Raw genomic sequence first — 20733 nt, 5'->3', positions numbered from 1 at the left:
CAAGAATAAGGGGTACAGCCGGGATACCTGCAAGTGCGATTCGTTCTGGAGAAACCCAGTTTCTGGGGGGATTCCAGGCTTTAGTAGAGTAACCCTTATGGGGCTGAGTTCGCACTTTAATCCTCTACTAATGACAACTTGATATCCATGTAAGTGAGGTTCACCAAGAACCAATTCTTACTGCCCTGGTGCGGGGTTGAAAGCACATAAACTACCAGAAATGGTAGCCCCTACGGAGAAGACTGACTATCAAATCTGTAAAGCGGGGATGAAAGCGGTTAATGGTGGTAATTGCTGAAAGCACCAACTGCAAGCAAGAGTTTATGGGGAGAGTAAACGAAGTGTCGTTGAGCCATCGTCAGATCTCGCCAAGGGATATAAGCTTGTGTTTCGGACACACCTTGGGTTGGAAATAACCGACAAGGGGTTTGGACTGTTAGGATCTTGCTACCGAAACAGCGTACCTCCTAGACCCCCGGTGGATAGACACCCCCCTAAAGACTCAAAACAATGGATATCAGGAACGAAATAACCCAAATTATAGTTCCTATAGTGGTCGATATATAGGTAAGCAGTCAAGCTAAAAGCTTTATTTGGGAGGGATGGGTTAAAAAGCAAAAGCCTAGACCGAAATAACGGTCAAAGCCTGAAAAGGGATGGAGTAATGTCCGGGATAAGCAGACGTAACCCGCAATGTGTCTGTATATAGGGGTGTAAATAGCAATGAATAAGCCTAAATCAGATTCAACATTGGATACTGAGGGATGGAAGACTATCAACTGGCGACAAGTCGAGCGATATGTCTTTAAATTGCAAAAACGCATCTATGCCGCTTCACGTTGTGGTGATATAAAACGAGTTCGCTTTCCTCCAGAAAACCCTAATGAGGTCTTGGTCGAACAGGGCATTAGCGGTAAGAAGGGTAACACAAGACAACCAGGGAAAAAAGACCGCCGGAGTGGATGGTATCAAATCACTATCCCCAGGAGCGCGTTTTAACTTGGCAAAAGGTCTATTCATTAACGGTAAATCCAAACCTACACGGCGGATATGGATACCAAAACCAGGTAAAACCGAATTTAGACCGCTCTCGATACCCACTATTTTTGACCGTGCCTTACAAGCGGTAGTGAAAGCTACCCTTGAACCGGAATGGGAGGCTCGTTTTGAGCCATCAAGCTACGGTTTTCGACCCGGTAGGTCATGCCATGATGCTATCAAACACATCAAAAACTGCATAGTATCAAAATCTAAATTTGTTTTAGATGCAGATATATCGCAATGTTTTGACCGCATAAATCAGGAAGCATTACTTCGGAAATTAAACATGAACGGTTCAGTCAGGCGACAAATCAAAGCCTGGTTAAAATCAGGAGTGATAGATTCAGGAAAATTTGCAGCTACTACGGCTGGAACACCACAAGGCGGTGTAATTTCGCCATTATTGGCATCCATCGCTTTACATGGATTAGAAAGCCTGATAAACCAAGAATTTCCTGTCAATTCAGCCGGGAAAATTAGAGGGGCTAAAAGCAAATTTGGCGGCGAAATATCTCGCGTGTGAAACAGTTAGTGTCAGAAATGGATTTGCGAGAATTTCTTCGGGACGTTACCGAGGATACTATGCGGCTGAAAGATGGATTGGTAATACTCCTGGCTATTCTCACCGCAGATATCGTTCTGGATACGGTGTTGGGGGTAGGGTGACGGTAGGATATGGCTCAAGAGGTGAACGAGTTAGAGAAATTCAAAGAGCTTTAGGGATTAGAGTTGATGGTGTTTACGGCTCACGCACCATTAACGCAATTCGTCACTTCCAAAGACGTAACGGACTGCGTGTAGATGGCGTTGTTGGTTATCAAACTCGGAGAGCTTTAGGTATTTAGGAACTGTCTAATCACTCTAATTGAAAGGTAAGAGGTAAGAAGCAATAGTTACCCATGTTTAAAAACATAACTAAAGTTGTTTTTCTGTTCCCTGTTGCAGGTAGTTTTTGATAATTTGCAGAATGCGTTCTGCTGCATGGCCATCGCCAAAGGGATTAATGGCGGTGGCTATTTTCGTGTAAGCGTCGGGGTTGCTGAGTAGTTCACTAGCGGCTGTGACAATATTTGCGGTTTGTGTACCTACGAGTTTGGCTGTCCCGGCGGTAACGGCTTCTGGTCTTTCTGTGGTATCTCTGAGAACTAAGACTGGTTTACCCAGACTGGGGGCTTCTTCTTGTAAGCCACCGGAATCGGTTAAGATTAAATGCGATCGCTCAATAGCTCCCACTAATTCAGCATAATCCAAGGGTTCTGTTAGGAAAATGCGGGGATGACTCCCTAACAACTGTTGCAATGGTTCTCTAACTGTGGGATTTTTATGTAATGGCAGTAATAAGGCTGTATCAGGAAATTGCTCTAAAATTTGTAAAAAACTTTCGGCGATATCTTGCAAGGGTGATCCCCAATTTTGTCGTCTATGAACTGTTGCTAAAATTGTTCTATATTTATGCCAATCTAACCCAGGTATATTGCAAACTGTTTTTTTGGCAGCCACATTTAACAAGGCATCAATTACAGTATTTCCTGTTAAGTGAATCTCTCCTAATACCCCAGAATTTTGTAAGTTTTCTACAGCTAAAGTAGTTGGCGCAAAATGTAATTGTGTCAGTTGGGAAATCAACCTTCGATTAGCTTCTTCGGGAAAAGGATTAAATAAATCATCAGTCCTTAAACCTGCTTCCACATGACCTAAAGGGATTTTTTGATAAAAAGCTGCTAAGGCTGTTGTTGTATCTCCTTGGACAATTACAAAATCTAATTCTTGGGTTTGAAATAATGCTTCTAAACCTTGTAAACTTCGACAAGTAATATCACTAAGAGATTGTTGTCGCTGCATAATCTCTAAATTCCAATCGGCTTTGAGTTTGAACAATTGCATTACTTGTTCAACCATTTCTCGATGTTGTCCTGTGAGAATTACCTGCAATTCAAAGTCTGGAGAATTTTGGAAAACTTGAATTACTGGTGCTAGTTTAATAGCTTCGGGACGAGTCCCTAAAATAATGCCAATACGGTGTTGATTAGTTATTAGTTAAATAATTATAGTATGATGCATAAATTCTTCAAATTCTAAATCATCCGCTTGTCTTGCCAAAAAATCAGTTAAAACCTGACGAATTAAATTTTCTTCGGAAATGCCAAGATTATCAGATATTTTTTGCAAATTTTGGTCTTCTGTTCCCGAAAGTGAAATTAGCTTTTCTAACATTCGTAAAATTCTTTCTTAAAATCAGATAACTTAAAGACATAATAACATTATGTCCCTACAATTGCACTACCAACCCCGACTAGCAGGTAATGAAACCCCACAAACCGAGTAAACTCGTAAAAAATCTTTTAACAAGAAATCTTTATAATCCTGTGAAGTGCTTACTTACTATAGTCTAGACGAGAGAAAAGAGATAAAGCGTGCTTCCAGAAAAAGAGTGATCCGAAAAATAATTATACCACTGATACAGCAATTCTCATTTTGAAACGAGTCTGCGCCATTTCAGCGAACTGCTTGCAGCAGCGCTTCGCTATCGCCGGATTTGTTAAGAATTGTAAAACCCTATGAATGTAAGGGTTTAAATGTCATGAAACCTTAAAATGAGAATTGCGGACAGATGGCTTATTTGTTTGGCTTCCACACCCGCCAGGGAATAAATTCCCTGTCTCATAGCTCAAGTCCGTTAAAACGGACTAATAAATTTTCCTGATGTTTATTCATCCTTAGTGGTGCCAAAAACCCCTGAAACACCTATAAATAAAGGATTATACCCGAAACAATGGATTTGGGATTTCTCAAGACATCGAACGAGGTCATTGGGTTTCAGCTTCTATTTTAACCCTTCAGGCTTTTCATTGTGAAACTCAAAAAAGTTTTCTGCACCACTAAGCTTTTCCGGTGCTATTTCCTGTTCTTGCGCTTTTTTATACATATTAATGCGCCTTAATGCAAGGGGTTTCACCCATTTTAACTCTTTTTCTTGCACCTTTTTCACTTTCTATCCCATCAAGTCATTTATTTGTCCCGGTTTTATGTTTATTCAGCAAGCCCTAATTAAAAGTTACGATAAAGGTAATTCAAAAAATACTATTGATTATTTACTTTATTTACTCAAACAGTCTCCTGATCAACGATTACTAATCCTTTGGGATGGTGCTAGTTACCATCGTTCTCAAGAAATTAGAGATTTTTTGGATGAAATTAATCAGGGACTTTCAAGCGATCAATGGAAAATACAATGTGTTCGTTTTGCTCCCAATTGTCCGATACAAAATCCAATTGAGGATATTTGGTTACAAGCCAAAACATGGGTTCGACGTTTTTGTGCGTTGATACCAACATTTTCTCATTTAAAATGGATGTTTGAATGGTTTATCCGACACACTACCTTTGATTTTCCCATGCTTCAGATGTGCGGAGCTTTTTCAAAAATCAAATATTAGTCCTATAGATGCCTGGCTATCTCTACCATTTTACCATCTTTTTTAGAATGAAATAGCCCTGAAAAAATCGCCGACTCAAATTATGATTCAATTCCGAAATTTTTCCAATAGTTGATTTACCTGATTCATGTCAAAAGGGAAAGGTTTTTGAATAGGTTGGTAATCTTTTGGATGAGGGGTGTTATGAAGAATAACAGCATTTAAATACAAGCAAGGTTCAGAAATAGGATTCATGATTGCATGGGGAATTTTTGGAGGAATTGTAACCAGTAGTGGTACATTTTGATTCAAGAAAATATAATTTTTATGCCGATTTTCTATGAATACTAAAACCATACACCCTCGCATAACTAATAACTGATCTGTTTGAAAGCGGTGACAATACAAACCATCATCTGCGCTATGGGGAGGGAGTTCATATAATATTGTCTGATTGCTAGATAGTGGACTATAAGAATAGAGACCTTCATCTTTGAACTTTTCTAGTTTAATACATTCAACTTTGTTAATAATCATGGTTCTAATTTCACCGTAATTAGGGCTTGCTGAAAAAGTGGAAAAATAAAATCGTTTAATCGAGTAAATCCGGTTCTTGTCGCACAATCATGTTATACAGAGGCTGGAAGTTAAACCATCCCTCGTAATGCGTACCAATCTGACTATGAGTAAGACTAGCGATGTCTTTGTCAATAAATTTAGCTTTCCCCGCAGACTCAACCATCAGCTGTACTTGGCAGCAGCGATCCATAATGATAAACCACCATGCAGCTTCATCAATAGAGTTCCCAACTGTAAGTAAGCCATGATTACGCAGGATTACAGCTTTTTTATTGCCAATTAAATCGGCAATTCGCTTGCCCTCTTGCATATCTGCCACTATGCCAGTATAGTCATCGAACAGAGCATGATCTTCATAGAAAATACAAGCTTCTTGGCTAATTGGGTCAAGGAGACGTCCAAGAATTGACCAAGCTTTGCCATCTTTTGAGTGGGCATGAACGGCAGCTTCTACATCTGGTCTGCTATGGTGTATTTCAGCGTGAATCGCAAAAGCAGATACATTTACAGGCTGATTACCCTGTACTATATCACCTTTATGGTTAGCTAAAACCAAGTCAGAGACTCGCATATGTCCAAAATAAATTCCGAAGGGATTAACCCAGAAACAATCAGGAAATTCGGGGTCACGAACGGTAATATGACCAGAAGCACCCTCCTCAAATCCATAGCGTGCAAATAAGCGAAATACAGCGGCTAGACGTTGTTTGCGATGAAGACGGTCACTCTCTATTCGCTCGAATTTAGGTCGTTGTGGAAGTGAAAGCATAGATACAAATTTAACTCTATAATATGTAGTTCAGAAACTGATTAGTTCACCGAAGAAAAGCAGGGTGGCAAAGGGTCTAAAGCCACCTAAATTTATTGATGGGGACTCCTACTACCTCCTTAAAGTAAGGTTGTAAATCCTTCCTTAACTAATGTAAAGTTTAGGTTGGCGGTTTTCTAAATAGGAATAGGTCGAATAACGCTCCTTAAAAATCGCTTCCCGGTCTAGTTCAGTGATTAACAAAGCCTCTTCGTCCCCCACAGCAGCTGCTAATATCTTACCATCGGGAGCAATTACTCGACTCAGACCGAAATATTCCAGATCCAATTCTCTGCCTATGCGATTGACATAGGCAATAAAAAGTTGATTCTCAAAGGCACGAGTGGGAACTAGTAGATTGGGTACTAGCATATAAGGTGGAGTAATTGCTGTGGGAACAGCAATAAGTTCTGCACCTTGTAAAGCGAGAGAACGAACTGCTTCTGGAAATTCAACATCGTAACAAATTAACACACCAACTTTAAAGCCTGAAATTGTGTGTATTAGCCATTGGTTTCCCTGTTTGAACAGACGCTGTTCTTCAGCACCGAAGAGGTGAATTTTACGATAATTGCCAACCAAATTTCCACTATTATCAATTAATGCGGCAGAATTATAAAAAAATCCACCGTCTTCCTCCGCATAACCAAATAAAAGGTTCAATCGTTTTTCCCAAGCGATTTTGGCTGCTTGCTGGAGTATTTTCCCGGTTCTTGCTTGTGCTAGTTTTTGAATCTCATTTCCAAGGTTATAGCCCGTTAAAAAAAGCTCTGGAAGGATAAGAAAATCTGCTCCCTGGCTTGCAGCAGTGGATGCTGTTCGTGCCAACAATTCAAGATTTTGAATCGGATCTAAAAAAGTGCCTGAACATTGGTAAATTGCCAGCTTCATAAATCGGGTATTTCTATTAAAGAATATTAAGAGCAAACAAGGAACAGGGAAATCCCGATAATTAAAATGTCAGTTGCTTATTTTCGTCGTTTGCTCCTCTATAAGCAATACAGCAGGTTCTTTCTGATCCTGATCTGACAGTTTTAACTCTATTTGGTTACTTAATGGTAAGGTCAATTGACTATTTTCATTTTCATCAACCGATAGGCTTAATTCGCTACTTTCTTTAGCATTCCTGGCACTCAAAGCCATTGCCATGCCCACTATTACTACAACTGCACCAATGTAACCACGAGTTTTAAAAGTTTCTCCTAGTATTAAAAAGGCTAATATTGCTCCAAAAACTGGTTCTAATGTTTCTATTACCCCAGCTTCAAAAGCTGTTATCATTTGTAGTGCTTTTGTTTGCAACCATGTAGTGATGCCAGTAGCTACTACACCAAGATAGAAGAGAACGGCTAGAGTCTCTGGATTCATGACACTCTTACGCAAGGACTCAAAGTGCCAAATCAGTTCTGGAGTTGCCCATAACAAACCTAAGATTGCTACGCTGGAAAGCTGAACGAATGTGAGAGATAAAAGTGAATGACGTGGTGAAAGGATTTCCAGGACGATAATCCAAGCGGAAGCGAGTAAAGCACACAGAAGCATCCAAACGTCCCCTATCGGAGGTGAACCATCCTGCCAACTGATTATCCCAATGCCGATAAAGGCGATCGCTGCTGCTATGATAGCTACGAAGGATTGGCGACGGTAGAACAACACTTCAAACAGTGTGACAAAGATTACAATCAATCCATAGATGAATGAGGCCTGATTAGCTGGGATAGTCTTAAGTGCAATTGTCTCGCTAACAACGCCTCCAAAAAATAACAACCCCGTGATTGCTCCATCACGGAGCAGGGCTAAATTTAGGTTACGAGCAAATGGTACAAAAATTACTGCACCAAGTGTGAAGCGAATTGCTATCTGTAAAGCGGGTGGTACAGTAGTGATGATTTGCTTAATCATCACTGGCATGGAAGCCCAAATAAGTGTTACCAACATCATCATTACGATGCCTTGGAAACTCTGATTAGTCGACGAGGATTGCTTTTGATGATGTTCTATAGCTGGTGTGGTCATAGAAAATTTCTAGTTTTGTTGAATGTAAATGTGAAGTAGATTTCAGAATCTGACTTTTCCCTCTTAACCAACTGACAGTCGAAACCGTTCATGGAGAAAACAAGCACTCAATAACTTCATTAAGAAAATATCTATGACAATGCGTTGGCTGTCATTCATGAACGGTAATTTGTCTAATAGTGCAACCACTTTTGCTTGGTCATAAAAAGGTAGAGATGCCATGATTGAACCTCGCATTGTATCCTGCATTAATTCGTTAAAGGATTCATTAGGTTTGAGGCTAGGTGGTGGCGCAACATACGGATGCTTATGACGACGATAGACTGTATTCGTTAAGAAAGGCTTTGCTGCTTCTCTTAACACATATTTTTCAGTCATGCCACGGATTTTTAAGGAAACCGGCATCTGACACACTAATTCAACTACATGATGATCGAAAAATGGATAACGACTTTCTACAGAATGAGCCATGTCAACTTTGTCGCCATACATCATTAATAACAAGTGCGGCAACTCTGTTTTAGACCGCAAATAAAGAGATTGATGTACAGGTTCCCGTCCGGTGAGTTGACCTTGGACATCAATCTGATTTAAACAGATGCGATAGGCATCCCGATTAGCAATTTGAGTAGTAAAATCTGACGAGTAGAGAGATCTGATTTTCATGCCAATCTCTGCCCATGTTTCAAACCAGGTGGGCACAAAACCTAATGACCGTTTTACACTTGCAAGCTGCATAGGTCTTTCTTGGGAAACCATATAACCAGAAGCGACTAAGTTGCTATCCCGCAATTGCGCCAACAGTTGTTGTACCGTGTTTTCGTCCTGTCCTTGTGTGTTGTAAAACAACATATCCCGACGAAGATCAAAATATCCTGCAAATATTTCATCAGAACCTTCACCGGTTAGGACAACTTTGTAACCAAAATCTCTTACAGCTTTACTGAGAACAAATTTAGAAACACTGGAAGCGTTGTCAATTGTAGTTTCACCGTGCCAAATTGCATCAGAAAAATTGTCAGCCAATTCAGCTTGACTCATCATCACAAGATTAAGATTTGCCCCAGTTAGAGCGGCAGTTTCCCGAACTATAGCTTCTTCGCTATAGGCTGGATGGTCAAATATAGCAGTAAATGTCTGTATGGGTTGAGACATTTGCGCTGCCATCATACCCAATATGGTTGAAGAATCAAGTCCACCACTGAGATAGCAGCCAACAGGAACATCAGCCCGCAAGCGCAGTCGAATTGCTTCGTTTAACTCATAACGTAGCTTTTCGATGTATTCCTCTTCAGTATATTGAGGACGGACATTATCGGTGGGATAATTAAAGTCCCAGTAGCGAATGAGTTGAATATTACTACGATTAGCAATTAGAAAATACCCAGGAGGAACCTGATAGATACCTTGATATAGAGTACGGTCTTGCAGCATTACACCATAGTTGTCTTGGAAAACCGATTCCCAATCCCATTGAGCAGGTACTCCAGCGGTAAATAAGGCCTTGACTTCCGATGCTAAGTAGAGGGTATCGCCTATAACTGTGTAGTAGAGCGGTTTGATGCCAAAGCGATCGCGTGCTGCGAACAAGAGATCGTTTCTTTCGTCCCACAGAACAAACGCAAATTCGCCACGCAAATGCTGCAAGCACTGCGTTCCAAACTCATCATAGAGATGAAGTGCGATTTCACTGTCAGAATGGGTACGAAGTCGGTATCCTCGCCGTTTTAAATCATCCTGTATCCGTTCAAAGTCGTAAAATTCCCCATTTACAACAATATGTAAATTCTCTTGTTCATTAGAAATTGGCTGGGCACCTGTTGTTAAGTCAATGATACTCAGTCGAGTGTGACCTAATCCAACTCGCTGATGGGGAGCAATCCAAAAGTTTTGTCCGTCTGGCCCTCGATGGGATAAAACTTGTGTTGCCCGTTTTAACGCTTCCTGAGAAATGATGCCGTTTTTTGAGAAAAATCCCACAATTCCACACATAAATCTACTGTAGTTATAAGTTTATAGGACTTACGTATTGACAGGATACACTAATACTATTAGGCGTTCCCTTGGGTAAACGTAAAAGAAAGAAATACACAACTCAAATGTGTTTTAAAAACTTGAACCCTGCTCTAGTATAAGATTCAACTGAATGCTTGCGAGAAAACACAAATTTTTAGGTTCTGTCTAACCATTAATACCGGGAGGATAATATCTGCAATGTTACTTATTTTATCATAATACTATCTTCTCCAAGCAAATTTTTAGCTGTTTGCCTAAAATCTGAACCAGTGGTTCACTCATCATAGTAAAATGGTTACCAGGTACTAAATTCAGTTCCACAGATTGCCCAGAGAGTTGACACCAACCCCAAGTCGGATCTTGGTGAGTTGTCGCTGCATCAGGAAGAAAATCAAACATTCCAATGTCACTAGCTCGGAAAAGGGTGATTAAAGTTGGATAATGCACCTGTGGTATATACTCAACAAAGGCAACTGTATTAGCTTTGTAAACTTGAAAGATTCTCTCAATTTCAGCCTTTGTCAACTTGAAGCCAGACCTTTGTAATATTTCTAATAGATAGTTTAGTTGCTGATTAAGGCTGGAAAAAGTTTGTGACTGTGCGGGAATAAATTCCAGGTTTTTGTTGATAATACCTTGATATAATTCACCTAAATCGGTAATGAATTTTAAATTCTCTGGCACTGAAAAATCCTGGTATTTATCAAGACTTGTCACCCAAGAATCTACAAGAATCAGCATTGATACTTGATGTCCTTGATGTTGCAATTGTTGAGCCATCTCAAAAGCAACTCTACCACCAAATGAATGACCACCTAACAGATATGGACCTTGTGGACGCACAGCTTGTAAAGCCTTGATATGATGGGCAGCGATGTCTACCATGCGGGTGAATGGTTTTTCGTTCTCATCCAGACCTAGTGATCGCAATCCATAGAACGGTTGTTCTAAACCAAGATGACGTGCCAAAGGGTAAAGATCCAACACATTACCTAAAACCCCCGGAACAAAAAACAGTGGTAGCTTAGACCCTTGTGGCTGAACTGGTACTAATGTGGAATTGTCCGACTCATCTATAATGATGTTATTTTTACCAAAACCTTTAGTTGCAGTTTCATTACTCGATAATAAAAGCACCTCCTCAGATAAATAATTAACCAATGCTCCTATGGTTGGATAGTCAAAGATTAAAGTAGACGGCAAAGAGCATTTGAGACTAGACTGGAGATGACTTCTAAACTCAATAGCCATTAAAGAATCTAATCCCAAATCAATTAATTTTTGTCCTGGCTCTATTTTTTCAGGTGAAGCTAAACCTAGCACTTTCGCCACCTGTTGACAAACATGAGCAGCCAACAAACCTTGACGTTCAATCACAGGAGTTACTTCTAACAAGGTCTGAAAATCAGTGAGTGCTTGCTGCTGTGACTGCGTTTTTGACAGATTCAGGAAATCAGCCAAAAACGGTGATATAGTCAGTTGTTTTTCCAAAAACCGCGACCAGTTGATTGACATAACTCCTACTTGAATAGGATTCTCTAACAACAACTGTGCCAACACTTGCAATCCTTGTTGCGTAGCAATACTTCCCTCACCTTTCTCACTCAATTGCCCAATTAAATTACTTCTCACGGTCATACCCACCTCAGCCCAGGCACCCCAATTAATACTCAAACCTGGCAGTCCCCGCATCTGCCGATAGGATGCTAGGGCATCAAGAAAAGCATTTGCAGCAGCGTAGTTTGCTTGACCTGCGGTGCCTAACAGACTGCTACTAGAAGAAAATAGCACAAAAAAGTCTAAGGACAGATTCTGGGTTAAGGTGTGTAGATTCCAAGCCCCTTGTACCTTTGGAGCCATGACCTGAGCAAAGCGCTGCCAATTTTGCTGATGCAAGACACCATCATCTAGAATGCCGGCAGCGTGGATAATCCCCCGCAATGGTGGTAAAGATTGCTCAATTTGAGTGAATAACCGAGTTACTTGTTCAGTATCAGACACATCTGCTTGGATGACAACCACTTTAGCACCAGCCTGTTCAATAGTTCTTAATTGATCAGAAATAGCTGGCTTCACTTTGCTGCGTCCTACCAATACTAGATGTCGCGCCCCCAACTCGACCATCCACCGGGCAATTAATAATCCCAGGTCGCCCAAACCACCAGTAATCAAATAGCTGCTATCACTACGGAAAATAAGACTCTCTGGCGTTGTATCAGGAAATTTGATTATGATTTTACCAGTATGTTTACCTTGCTGCATATAGCGGAAGGCACTGACAGCATCAGAAAGAGGAAATACCGTTTGCGGTAGGGGCTTGAGGAAGCCGTTTTCAAACTGCTGAGTTAATTGGCACAGTATTGGTTGAATGAAAGCAGGTTGCTCTTGACACTCTTGCCCTAGATCAACCACGGAATATGATATATCAGGTCGGAAATTTGTGACTTGGGAGGGTAGCCAAATATCCCGTTTGGCAATTTCTAGAAACCGTCCTTTATGTGCAACAACTGCCAAACTTTTCTCAATAAATCCTTCTGTGGTTAAAGAGTTGAGAACAATATCCACACCCTTACCATTTGTATATGCCATCACCTGCTCGGCAAAATCTATTGTCCGGGAATTCATAATATACTTTACTCCCAGGGACTTCAGAATTGGCCATTTGTTGGGACTGGCTGTAGCAAATACCTCCGCTCCCGCTTGTTGGGCTAACTGCACAGCAGCCTGACCAACTCCACCTGTAGCTGCATGAATCAATACTCGATCTCCAGAACCAATCTTGGCTACATGATGCAGACACCAGTAAGCCGTTAAAAATGCAACAGGAATAGTTGCTGCCTCTTCAAAGTTCAGCCTTGCTGGCATGGAAACCACTAAGTTAGCGTTGAGCGTGACATACTGACTAAATGTATCTATTCCAGCAGCGATAACAGGGGTTCCAATTTCAAAGCCTTTGACTCCTTCACCAATAGCTACTATCTCACCGGAACACTCAGTACCAAGGGGGGGATTTCCCGGATATAAGCCCAGCACATTCAGAACATCAATAAAATTTAGTCCTACAGCCTTGACCTGAATTTCTACCTGACCTGGTTTTGGCTTTTGACGACTTAATCTATGCAGTTGCAAACCATCTAGAGTTCCCCGTGAGGACACTTCTAATCGGAATGGTTGGTTTTTAGGAATATCTAGCTTGGATGGAGTTAGAGTTTTTTGGGTCTGGTGACAGCGCATCAGTCTGGCTACATACCTTACCTGGTTGCGAAAAGCGACTTGATCCTCTTTTTGCTCTGATGTTTGTAGAAATAATATTTCCTCAAACAAATTCTGTACCTCGTTTTCTGTCACTTCCGAATCTAAATCTATCCGAATACAATTTAGATCAGGGTATTCGAGTCCAATCACTTTCCCCATTCCCCATAAGGAAGATGAAGCCACCTGTCGAACGGAGGTATCGGCTACAGCTTGCGCCGAACGAGTAACTAACCAGATAGAAGGTATATCATGATATTTATGAACCAGCCCTTGGATTAAATGCAATGTACTACCACAAGTTATCAAGGAAACTGCTTCTAAGTTCTCTCCAGTTAGGATTGAGGGCGTATCTAATCCCCAGAGATTTATAACTCCTTGGATATGAGGTAAAACCACTAATATCTCCTGAAAATGGCGAGGATTAGCAGGATCTATTTTGTACTCTTGCTCACCAATCTGTTCATACTCTTGTCCTGGAAACACTAAAGCACACCTGTCTCCTTGGGAGTGGAACAGTCCAGACAACTTCTGACCAGTTCCTTGACTATCAGCTAAAATTAGCCATTGTTTGGGGAAACTGACTGATGGGATAGATGATATCTGTGGTGATGAAAAAACATTCCGCTGTTGAGGTCGCCATTCCACTTTATATAGCCAATCTTCCACAGATTGCTGTCTAGTTCTTAACATGACTGATTGAGGGACTTGTTGGAGTTGCACCCCCTCCACAAGGGCAATCAACTCTCCTTTCAGGGTGAACAGGTGTAAGTCTGCCTTCACCATGACTTGGCTATTGCCCTGTTTTTGATATAATTGAGCATAGCACCAAATAACTGAACTAGCACGAGCGTACATCTGCAATCGCTCTACACCGACTGGCACGTAAGTATTGTGATGGTCATCATCCATCAATGTGGCATCTAAAATCTGTAGACAAGCATCCAACAATATTGGGTGTATGAGGTAATCGTTGACCTCAAATTTTACTGGTTCTGGTAAGCATATCTTCCCTAGTGCCGCGGTTTCATTACGCCAAAGTTGGTCTATGGCAAAGAAGCTTGGCCCGTAATCAATATTTTGCTGGATGTGACGCTGGTATAAAAGTTGCAAAGAAATCTCTTGCTGGCATTGATTTTTTAAGGTTGCCAAATCCATTGTTTTATTTGGCGACTGTTTGACTTGGGTAATTAGTTTACCTGATACGTGAAGTATCCACGATACTTGTTTTTTGTTTGCCTCAGTTGTAGGTTCTAGGCTAAAAATCTCAAATCGGTAGGAAAAAGCTGCCTCTGAAGTTAACACCAAGTGGACAAGCTTATGAGAACCGTCTTCTGTCAAGGTGAGGGGCTGACGAATTAAAACATTTTCTAAGGTGAGGTTAGAAGTTTTGGCAACTACTACCCCAGCGGCTAAGGCCATCTCTATATATGCTGTTCCGGGAACAATTATAGTTGCAAACACCCGATGATCTTCCAGCCATTTGGGGAAGTTTTTGCTGATTTGACATTGGAAGCGAATTTGCTCGGTTCCCGGTAAGGATATTTGCTGTCCCAGCAGAGGATGAGCGCTCTGATTTGAAGCAACAAGAACAAGTTCTTGAGTTCCATTATCCTTGGGAATTTCTACCCAATAGCGCTGTCGCTGGAAAGGATAAGTGGGTAAAGCTTGGCGACGGCGTGTATAGTCTCTGTCAAATCCCACCCAATTTATAGAAACTCCCTGCACATATAAATCTCTTAAGCTAGTTAGTAGGGAGTGCCAATCTTCTTGTTCTGGGCGTAAACTTGGTAGCCATAATGCGGCACGATTGCTCAGACACTGACAGCCCATTGCCAATAATATTGGCTTTGGACCAATTTCAATAAACACATCTATTTCCTGCTGTGCCAGGGTTGCCATACTTGCTGCAAATTGAACGGGCATCAGGATATGGCGACACCAATATTCAGGGGTAGCTATTTCATCAGTTATTAGTGTTCCTGTAACATTACTATTAATTTTAATCTGCGGCGTATAAAATTTTACTGATTCTGTAATTTGCTTAAATTTTGCCAACATCGGCTGCATTAAAGTTGAGTGGAAGGCATGGGAGACATTTAATTTCTTGGTTTTGATTCCGGATGCTTCTAGGTTGGTAACAAGAATGCTAATTGCTTCTCGCTGTCCAGAAACCACTACACTTTGCGGACCATTAATAGCGGCAATGGAAACTTGTTGGCTATTAGTGTCTAAGGAAGCTATAGCTGCTAATGCTTGTTCTTCACTAGCTAAAAGTGCCACCATTTCGCCATCTGGTGGTAAAGATTGCATTAGCCTTCCCCTGGCGGCAATCAATTTTAACCCATCTTCTAAGCTAAAAACTCCAGCGATCGCAGCTGCCACATATTCTCCGACACTGTGACCCATCACTACATCGGGTTCTATACCCCATGATTTCCACAACTCAGCTAAGGCATACTCTAGAACAAATAGGGCTGGTTGAGTGTAGGCGGTCTCATTTAATTGCAAATGATTAGATGGTCTGTCGGGATATAAAATTGACCGCAATGATACTTCCAGATATGGGTGGAGAATTTCGTCGCAATCATCTATGATTTGTCGGAAAGTGGGTTGGGTTTCGTAAAGTTGACGACCCATGTCTACATACTGGGAACCTTGTCCTGTAAATAGAAAGGCAATTCGTTTCTTAAAAGCGAGTTTAGGGGCTGTAATTGGGGGTAGTTCGGGGTTATTGATGAAATTAACCAATTGCCTCTTGAGTTGCTGTTTGGAGTTAGCAACAAGGCAAGTGCGATAATTAAAGTGTTCCCGTCCCGTATTGGCTGTAAAACAAATATCTGCTATTTCTGTTTTCTGTTCAGACTCCAGATAAGTAACATAACGTTGTGCTAGTTCGGCCAGCGCCTGATTTGTTTTTGCTGATAACGTTAAAAGATGCCATGTCCTGTCCGTCGTGGATTTTAAGTTTGGACTTTGGATTTCTTTTGGTGCCTCCTCCAGTATAACATGACAATTTGTACCACCCATCCCAAAAGAACTTACGCCTGCTCGCCGAGGTGTATCTTGAGTTTGCCATTCTGAGAGAGTGGTATTAACGTAAAAGGGGCTATTGTCAAAGTCAATATTGGGATTGGGTTTTGTAAAGTGGAGACTAGGGGGAATCAATTTATGTTTAAGTGCCAATATCGTTTTTATGAGACTTGTGATACCAGCCGCCTCATCTAGATGTCCGACATTGGTTTTGACTGAGCCGATCGCACAAAAGCCGTTTTTTCTACTACTCGTATTTTCCCGGTAGGCTTTGGTAAGTGCTGCTACTTCAATTGGATCTCCTAAAGGTGTTGCAGTTCCGTGTGCTTCTACATAACTCATCGTGCTAGAGTCAATTTCAGCTAAGGCTAATGCTTCCGCAATGACTTTTGCTTGCCCTTCTACACTAGGAGCCGTATAACCCACCTTTAAAGCACCATCGTTGTTAATAGCTGAAGCCTTGATTATTGCATAAATATTGTCTTTATCGGCGATCGCATCATCCAACCGCTTCAACATTACAATACCACAGCCACTACCAAACACTGTTCCTTGAGCTTGGGCATCAAAAGTCCGACAGCATCCATCGGGAGAGTGAACCATCCCTTCCTGGTAAAGATAACCAGTTTTTTGCGGCACGACAATGGAAACACCACCTGCTAGAGCCATGTCGCATTCCCCATTTCGTAAATTCTGACAAGCAACATGAACAGCTACTAGAGAAGTTGAACAGGCAGTTTGAATGTTTAAGCTAGGTCCTGTTAAACTCAGTTTATAGGAGATACGTGTGGGAAAATAATTCCGCTCATTGCCTAACCTTGCTTGAAGGGAGTTGAATTCCAAGAACGGGTATTTCGCAGAAAATCCCTGGTAAGGATAAACATTATTAATCAGGTAAGTACTCATCCCTGAACCAGCAAAAACCCCTACTGCTCCCTGATAGTTTTTCGGGTTGTAACCAGCATTTTCAAAGGCTTCCCAAGCGGTTTCCAAAAAAATCCTTTGTTGGGGGTCTATAATTTCAGCTTCTTTGGGAGAATAGCCGAAAAACTGTGCATCAAACAAATCAATGTTTGGCAAAATAGAACTGGCTTTTACATAATTATCCTGTTTTAGCAAGCTAGGGTCTGGTAGCTCTATTTCTGCATCAGAGAAGAAGGAAATTGATTCAACTCCATCGCGCAAATTGTGCCAAAATGTTTCAATATTTTCTGCACCGGGAAACCGACCAGACATACCAATAATAGCGATATCCGAGGCTTGATAACCCTGTCTTTTAGTCGGCTTTTGGTATCCTATATTTGGTGGTGCTATTGCAGTTTTATTTAAGTGTTGAGCTAAAGCATATATGGTGGTATATTGAAATAAAGTGACAGTTGGTATATTTTTATTAAAAATTTCAATTAATTTTTTATGGACTTGAATTAGAAGTAAGGAATTACCACCCAAATCGAAGAAATTATCATGAATTCCCACTTCTTCCAATTGAATCACTTGTTGCCACACATGAGCAATTATTTTTTCAATATCAGATTGAGGTAAAATTAATGCTTCTTCTACTTCTCGACGAGATATATCAGGTTGGGGAAGACTGCGACGATCCACTTTACCACTGGGTGTTAGCGGCATTTTTTCCAATACCACTATTGCAGATGGAACCATGTAATTAGGCAGGTGTTCCTTGAAATAATTCCGTAAAGTGGATTCTAGAGACTGATGCACTCCTTCTTGTGTAGGGACTACATAGGCAATTAGTCTTTTGTCTCCGGGGACATCTTCGCGAACAGTAACTACACCTTCCTGAACAATCGGATGTTTTGCTAACAATCCTTCAATTTCGCCCAGTTCAATCCGGAAACCGCGAATCTTGACTTGTCCATCGCTACGTCCTAGATGTTCGATATTACCATCATTCAAGTAACGAGCTAAATCACCTGTTTTGTACAAATTACCAGGGCTAAATGGGTTGGGAATAAATCTTGCTTGAGTTAATTCTGGACGATTGAAATAACCTCTAGCGATTCCTGCACCACCTACATATAATTCTCCCGGAACTCCCAGAGGAACAGGTTGAAAAAACTCATCAAGAAGATAAATTTGGATATTATTAATTGGACGACCGATAGGGGGAAGTGTTGCCCAATACTTGGCATCTCCTGTCAATGTAAAAGTCGCTATCTCTGGAACTTCAGTAGCACCATAATGATTGTGTAGAGTGGCACCGATTTGCCGGAAAAACTGAGTAATTTTAGGTGTGATTTGCAGTTGTTCACCAGCGGTCATTACCTCACGCAAAGTGATAGGAATAGTTTGCTCATCAATCACCTCTACCAATTGCTGTAGAGCAATAAAGGAAAGATAGAGTTTTTCAATTCCGGTTTGAGTAATTGTTTTTAATAGGTCTACAGGACTATGGCGTACTTCTTCAGAAATTAACACTAATGTTCCACCAGAACACCAGGTAGAAAAGATTTCATGGAAGGAGAGGTCGAAGCTAATGGAAGCAAATTGTAGTGTCTTAACTCCTACTGTTCGATTTTGGAGATGCCAGCTAATCATATTCATCAATGCCTTGTGTTCCATCATCACACCCTTGGGCTGGCCTGTGGAACCAGATGTGTAAATGACGTAGGCTAAGTTATGGGAATTAACCGCGCTGTCTAGATTTTCTGCATCTTGATCAGCAATTATCTGCCAATCTCTATCCAGACATATGATCTGATGGGTTGCGGTTATATCTAGGATGGGTGATGATGTCCTTAATAATAATTCCGTACTTAATAGCAGTTGGATATTGGCATCGGAGGCTATATATTCCAAGCGGTCTTTGGGATAGCCAGAATCTAATGGCACATAAGCACCACCAGACTTGAGGACAGCTAATATGGCTATTACCATCTCTAGGGATCTCTCTATGCAAATACCAACTAAGCTTTCTGCTTCTACTCCCTGCGTCTGAAGATAATGTGCTAGGCGATTAGCTCGCTGATTTAGTTCTCTATAGGTTAGTTGCTGGTTTTCATAAACTACAGCGATAGCTTCAGGAGTTTGTTGAACTTGCAGCTCAAATAACTGATGGATACAACCTGAGGGATATTCTATTTTCGTATTGTTATAACCTACCAATAATTCATTGCGTTCTACTTCTGTCAAAAATACTATTTCACCAATATGTTTTTGTGGATTAGCAATGATATTTTTGAGTAAATTCTCAAAATGGTTCATTATACGGTTTATTGTAGCTGATTCAAATAAATCTGTGTTATACTCCCAAGTCCATACTAATCCTTGCTCTGTATCCTTAACAGAGATAAACCAATCGTAGGGTACTGATTTGCTCTCCACATCACTAGGTGTTAAGCTGAGGGTGGAAAATTCCAGGTTTGGCATTAGGTCATCCCGCAAGATAAACAACACCTGGAATAGGGGAGAGAAACTCATATCCCGCTCTGGCTTTAGTTCTTCTACTAATTTTTGGAATGGGTAATCTTGGTGTTTTTGAGCATCCTCTACAACTTTAGCAACACGAGATAATAGCTGGAGGAAGGTGGGATTACCTGCCATATCAGTACGTAGAACCACTGGATTACCAAAATAACCAATCATTCCCTCTGTACCAGGAATGTTACGACCTGCTACTGGTGAACCAATGGTGATATCTTCCTGTCTGTTGTATCGGTAGAGTAATGTTTTGAATGCTGCTAATAGAACAGTAAACAGGGTAAGTCCTTGAGATTGACTTAATATCTTGAGTTGCTCACTCAGATTGTGCGGTAAATTCAGTTGACAATAAGCACCTGCATAAGTTTGAATCGCTGGTCTGGGATAATCTGTAGGTAGTTGCAATACAGACAATTGTTTCCCCAGTTGCTGTTTCCAGTAACTCAGTTGGTTTTCCAGAATCTCTCCTTGCAAGTATTGTTTCTGCCGAATGGCAAACTCTTTATACTGAAGCGGCAGTGCCAATAATGGTGACTGCTTACCTCTAGCGATCGCCTCATACAGGGTTGCCATTTCTTGAAAAAATATACCTATAGACCAGTCACCATCACATATGATGTGATGTAGTGTTAAGACCATAAGGTATTTAGTTGGTTCCATTTGTAACAAAATAATTCGCCACAATGGGCCAGTGCGGAGGTTAAATGATTGCTGTACAGATTCTATAGACATCCGTTCAACTGCTTGCTTTTGCTCAACAGCACCCAGTTTTTGTAAATCTACTACCGCTAAATCCACATTAAAGGGTGAAGTAATTATCTGCCTTGGTTGTCCATCAATGACATCAAAGGTAGTTCGGAGAATTTCATGGCGCCTAATAATTTCATTGATACTTTGTTTTAATATGTCTAGGTTAATTAAACCTATAATTTGAGTCCCCCCTCGGATATTATAAGACGGATTACCTGGTTTTAGCTGATCTAAAACCCACATACGCTCTTGTTCAAAGGAGAGAGAAAAGTATGGTTTTTTATGGGAATAAGAAGATGTGTTGGTGGGTTTCATAAGAGATTCCTTAATCATGATTTGGCGTGGGAAATCCTGGACAAAACTGGACAACCTTACAAAAAT

At 40.9% G+C, this 20733-nt stretch carries 12 protein-coding genes and 1 pseudogene; 4 read left to right on the top strand and 9 right to left on the bottom strand.

What is annotated here, in order from left to right:
* The first annotated feature begins 723 nt into the window (after positions 1-723).
* The 3 genes from HEQ36_RS16445 to HEQ36_RS16435 are packed head-to-tail and all read left to right on the top strand — an operon-like array spanning position 724 to position 1886.
* Entirely contained in the window at positions 724-999 is a 276-nt protein-coding gene (locus HEQ36_RS16445; protein WP_205748595.1) for a reverse transcriptase N-terminal domain-containing protein, read from the top strand.
* Positions 884-1564: a reverse transcriptase domain-containing protein gene (locus HEQ36_RS16440; RefSeq protein WP_267902195.1), complete on the top strand. Its 681-nt coding sequence runs from the start codon at positions 884-886 to the stop codon at positions 1562-1564. The genes HEQ36_RS16445 and HEQ36_RS16440 overlap by 116 nt, the downstream gene beginning before the upstream one ends.
* The gene (locus HEQ36_RS16435) at positions 1539-1886 is read left to right on the top strand and encodes a peptidoglycan-binding domain-containing protein (protein ID WP_233455551.1); all 348 of its coding nucleotides are present in this window, start codon (positions 1539-1541) and stop codon (positions 1884-1886) included. The genes HEQ36_RS16440 and HEQ36_RS16435 overlap by 26 nt, the downstream gene beginning before the upstream one ends.
* 70 nt (positions 1887-1956) lie before the next feature.
* On the opposite strand, the gene wecB is transcribed toward HEQ36_RS16435, so the two are convergent.
* The 3 genes from wecB to HEQ36_RS16420 form a co-directional block, all read right to left on the bottom strand.
* A complete protein-coding gene (gene wecB, locus HEQ36_RS16430) occupies positions 1957-3075 on the bottom strand; it encodes a non-hydrolyzing UDP-N-acetylglucosamine 2-epimerase (RefSeq protein WP_168636804.1) in 1119 nt (372 codons plus the stop codon).
* 3 nt (positions 3076-3078) lie between these two features.
* Positions 3079-3255: a hypothetical protein gene (locus tag HEQ36_RS16425; protein WP_168636714.1), complete on the bottom strand. Its 177-nt coding sequence runs from the start codon at positions 3253-3255 to the stop codon at positions 3079-3081.
* Positions 3256-3865: 610 nt separating this feature from the next.
* On the bottom strand, positions 3866-4021 hold the full coding sequence (locus HEQ36_RS16420) for a hypothetical protein (RefSeq protein WP_205748596.1): 156 nt from the start codon (positions 4019-4021) through the stop codon (positions 3866-3868).
* Between the two features lie 52 nt (positions 4022-4073).
* Between HEQ36_RS16420 and HEQ36_RS16415 the strand changes: the two are divergent.
* Positions 4074-4478 (top strand): annotated as a pseudogene (locus HEQ36_RS16415) (transposase); the annotation flags it as partial.
* 87 nt (positions 4479-4565) lie between these two features.
* On the opposite strand, the gene HEQ36_RS16410 reads toward HEQ36_RS16415, so the two are convergent.
* The 6 genes from HEQ36_RS16410 to HEQ36_RS16385 form a co-directional block, all read right to left on the bottom strand.
* Positions 4566-4994, bottom strand: coding sequence for a cupin domain-containing protein (locus HEQ36_RS16410; RefSeq protein ID WP_168636716.1), 429 nt, complete (start codon positions 4992-4994; stop codon positions 4566-4568).
* Between the two features lie 55 nt (positions 4995-5049).
* Complete coding sequence (locus tag HEQ36_RS16405) at positions 5050-5805, bottom strand: class II aldolase/adducin family protein (protein ID WP_168636717.1); 756 nt, start codon at positions 5803-5805, stop codon at positions 5050-5052.
* Between the two features lie 144 nt (positions 5806-5949).
* A complete protein-coding gene (locus HEQ36_RS16400; RefSeq protein ID WP_168636718.1) occupies positions 5950-6735 on the bottom strand; it encodes a carbon-nitrogen hydrolase family protein in 786 nt (261 codons plus the stop codon).
* 69 nt (positions 6736-6804) lie between these two features.
* Positions 6805-7860 carry a DMT family transporter gene (locus HEQ36_RS16395; RefSeq protein ID WP_168636719.1) on the bottom strand — a complete coding sequence of 352 codons (1056 nt, stop codon included), beginning with the start codon at positions 7858-7860 and terminating at the stop codon, positions 6805-6807.
* A gap of 63 nt (positions 7861-7923) precedes the next feature.
* Complete coding sequence (gene asnB / locus HEQ36_RS16390) at positions 7924-9852, bottom strand: asparagine synthase (glutamine-hydrolyzing) (protein ID WP_168636720.1); 1929 nt, start codon at positions 9850-9852, stop codon at positions 7924-7926.
* Between the two features lie 237 nt (positions 9853-10089).
* Entirely contained in the window at positions 10090-20667 is a 10578-nt protein-coding gene (locus tag HEQ36_RS16385) for a non-ribosomal peptide synthetase/type I polyketide synthase (protein WP_168636721.1), read from the bottom strand.
* Positions 20668-20733: the final 66 nt, after the last annotated feature.

This window comes from Anabaena sp. 54 (assembly GCF_017355725.1).
GTDB classification, from domain to species: domain Bacteria; phylum Cyanobacteriota; class Cyanobacteriia; order Cyanobacteriales; family Nostocaceae; genus Dolichospermum; species Dolichospermum heterosporum.
The sequence above is the reverse complement of the archived record's forward strand: the minus strand, read 5'-3'. Positions and strand labels throughout refer to the sequence as shown.

Bases quoted from the DNA above. Each gene is read 5' to 3' on its own strand.
- HEQ36_RS16425 (WP_168636714.1), bottom strand. From the start codon at position 3,255: ATGTTAGAAAAGCTAATTTCACTTTCGGGAACAGAAGACCAAAATTTG.
- HEQ36_RS16400 (WP_168636718.1), bottom strand. From the start codon at position 6,735: ATGAAGCTGGCAATTTACCAATGTTCAGGCACTTTTTTAGATCCGATT.
- HEQ36_RS16440 (WP_267902195.1), top strand. From the start codon at position 884: ATGAGGTCTTGGTCGAACAGGGCATTAGCGGTAAGAAGGGTAACACAA.
- HEQ36_RS16410 (WP_168636716.1), bottom strand. From the start codon at position 4,994: ATGATTATTAACAAAGTTGAATGTATTAAACTAGAAAAGTTCAAAGAT.
- HEQ36_RS16445 (WP_205748595.1), top strand. From the start codon at position 724: ATGAATAAGCCTAAATCAGATTCAACATTGGATACTGAGGGATGGAAG.
- asnB (WP_168636720.1), bottom strand. From the start codon at position 9,852: ATGTGTGGAATTGTGGGATTTTTCTCAAAAAACGGCATCATTTCTCAG.
- HEQ36_RS16385 (WP_168636721.1), bottom strand. From the start codon at position 20,667: ATGAAACCCACCAACACATCTTCTTATTCCCATAAAAAACCATACTTT.
- HEQ36_RS16395 (WP_168636719.1), bottom strand. From the start codon at position 7,860: ATGACCACACCAGCTATAGAACATCATCAAAAGCAATCCTCGTCGACT.
- HEQ36_RS16405 (WP_168636717.1), bottom strand. From the start codon at position 5,805: ATGCTTTCACTTCCACAACGACCTAAATTCGAGCGAATAGAGAGTGAC.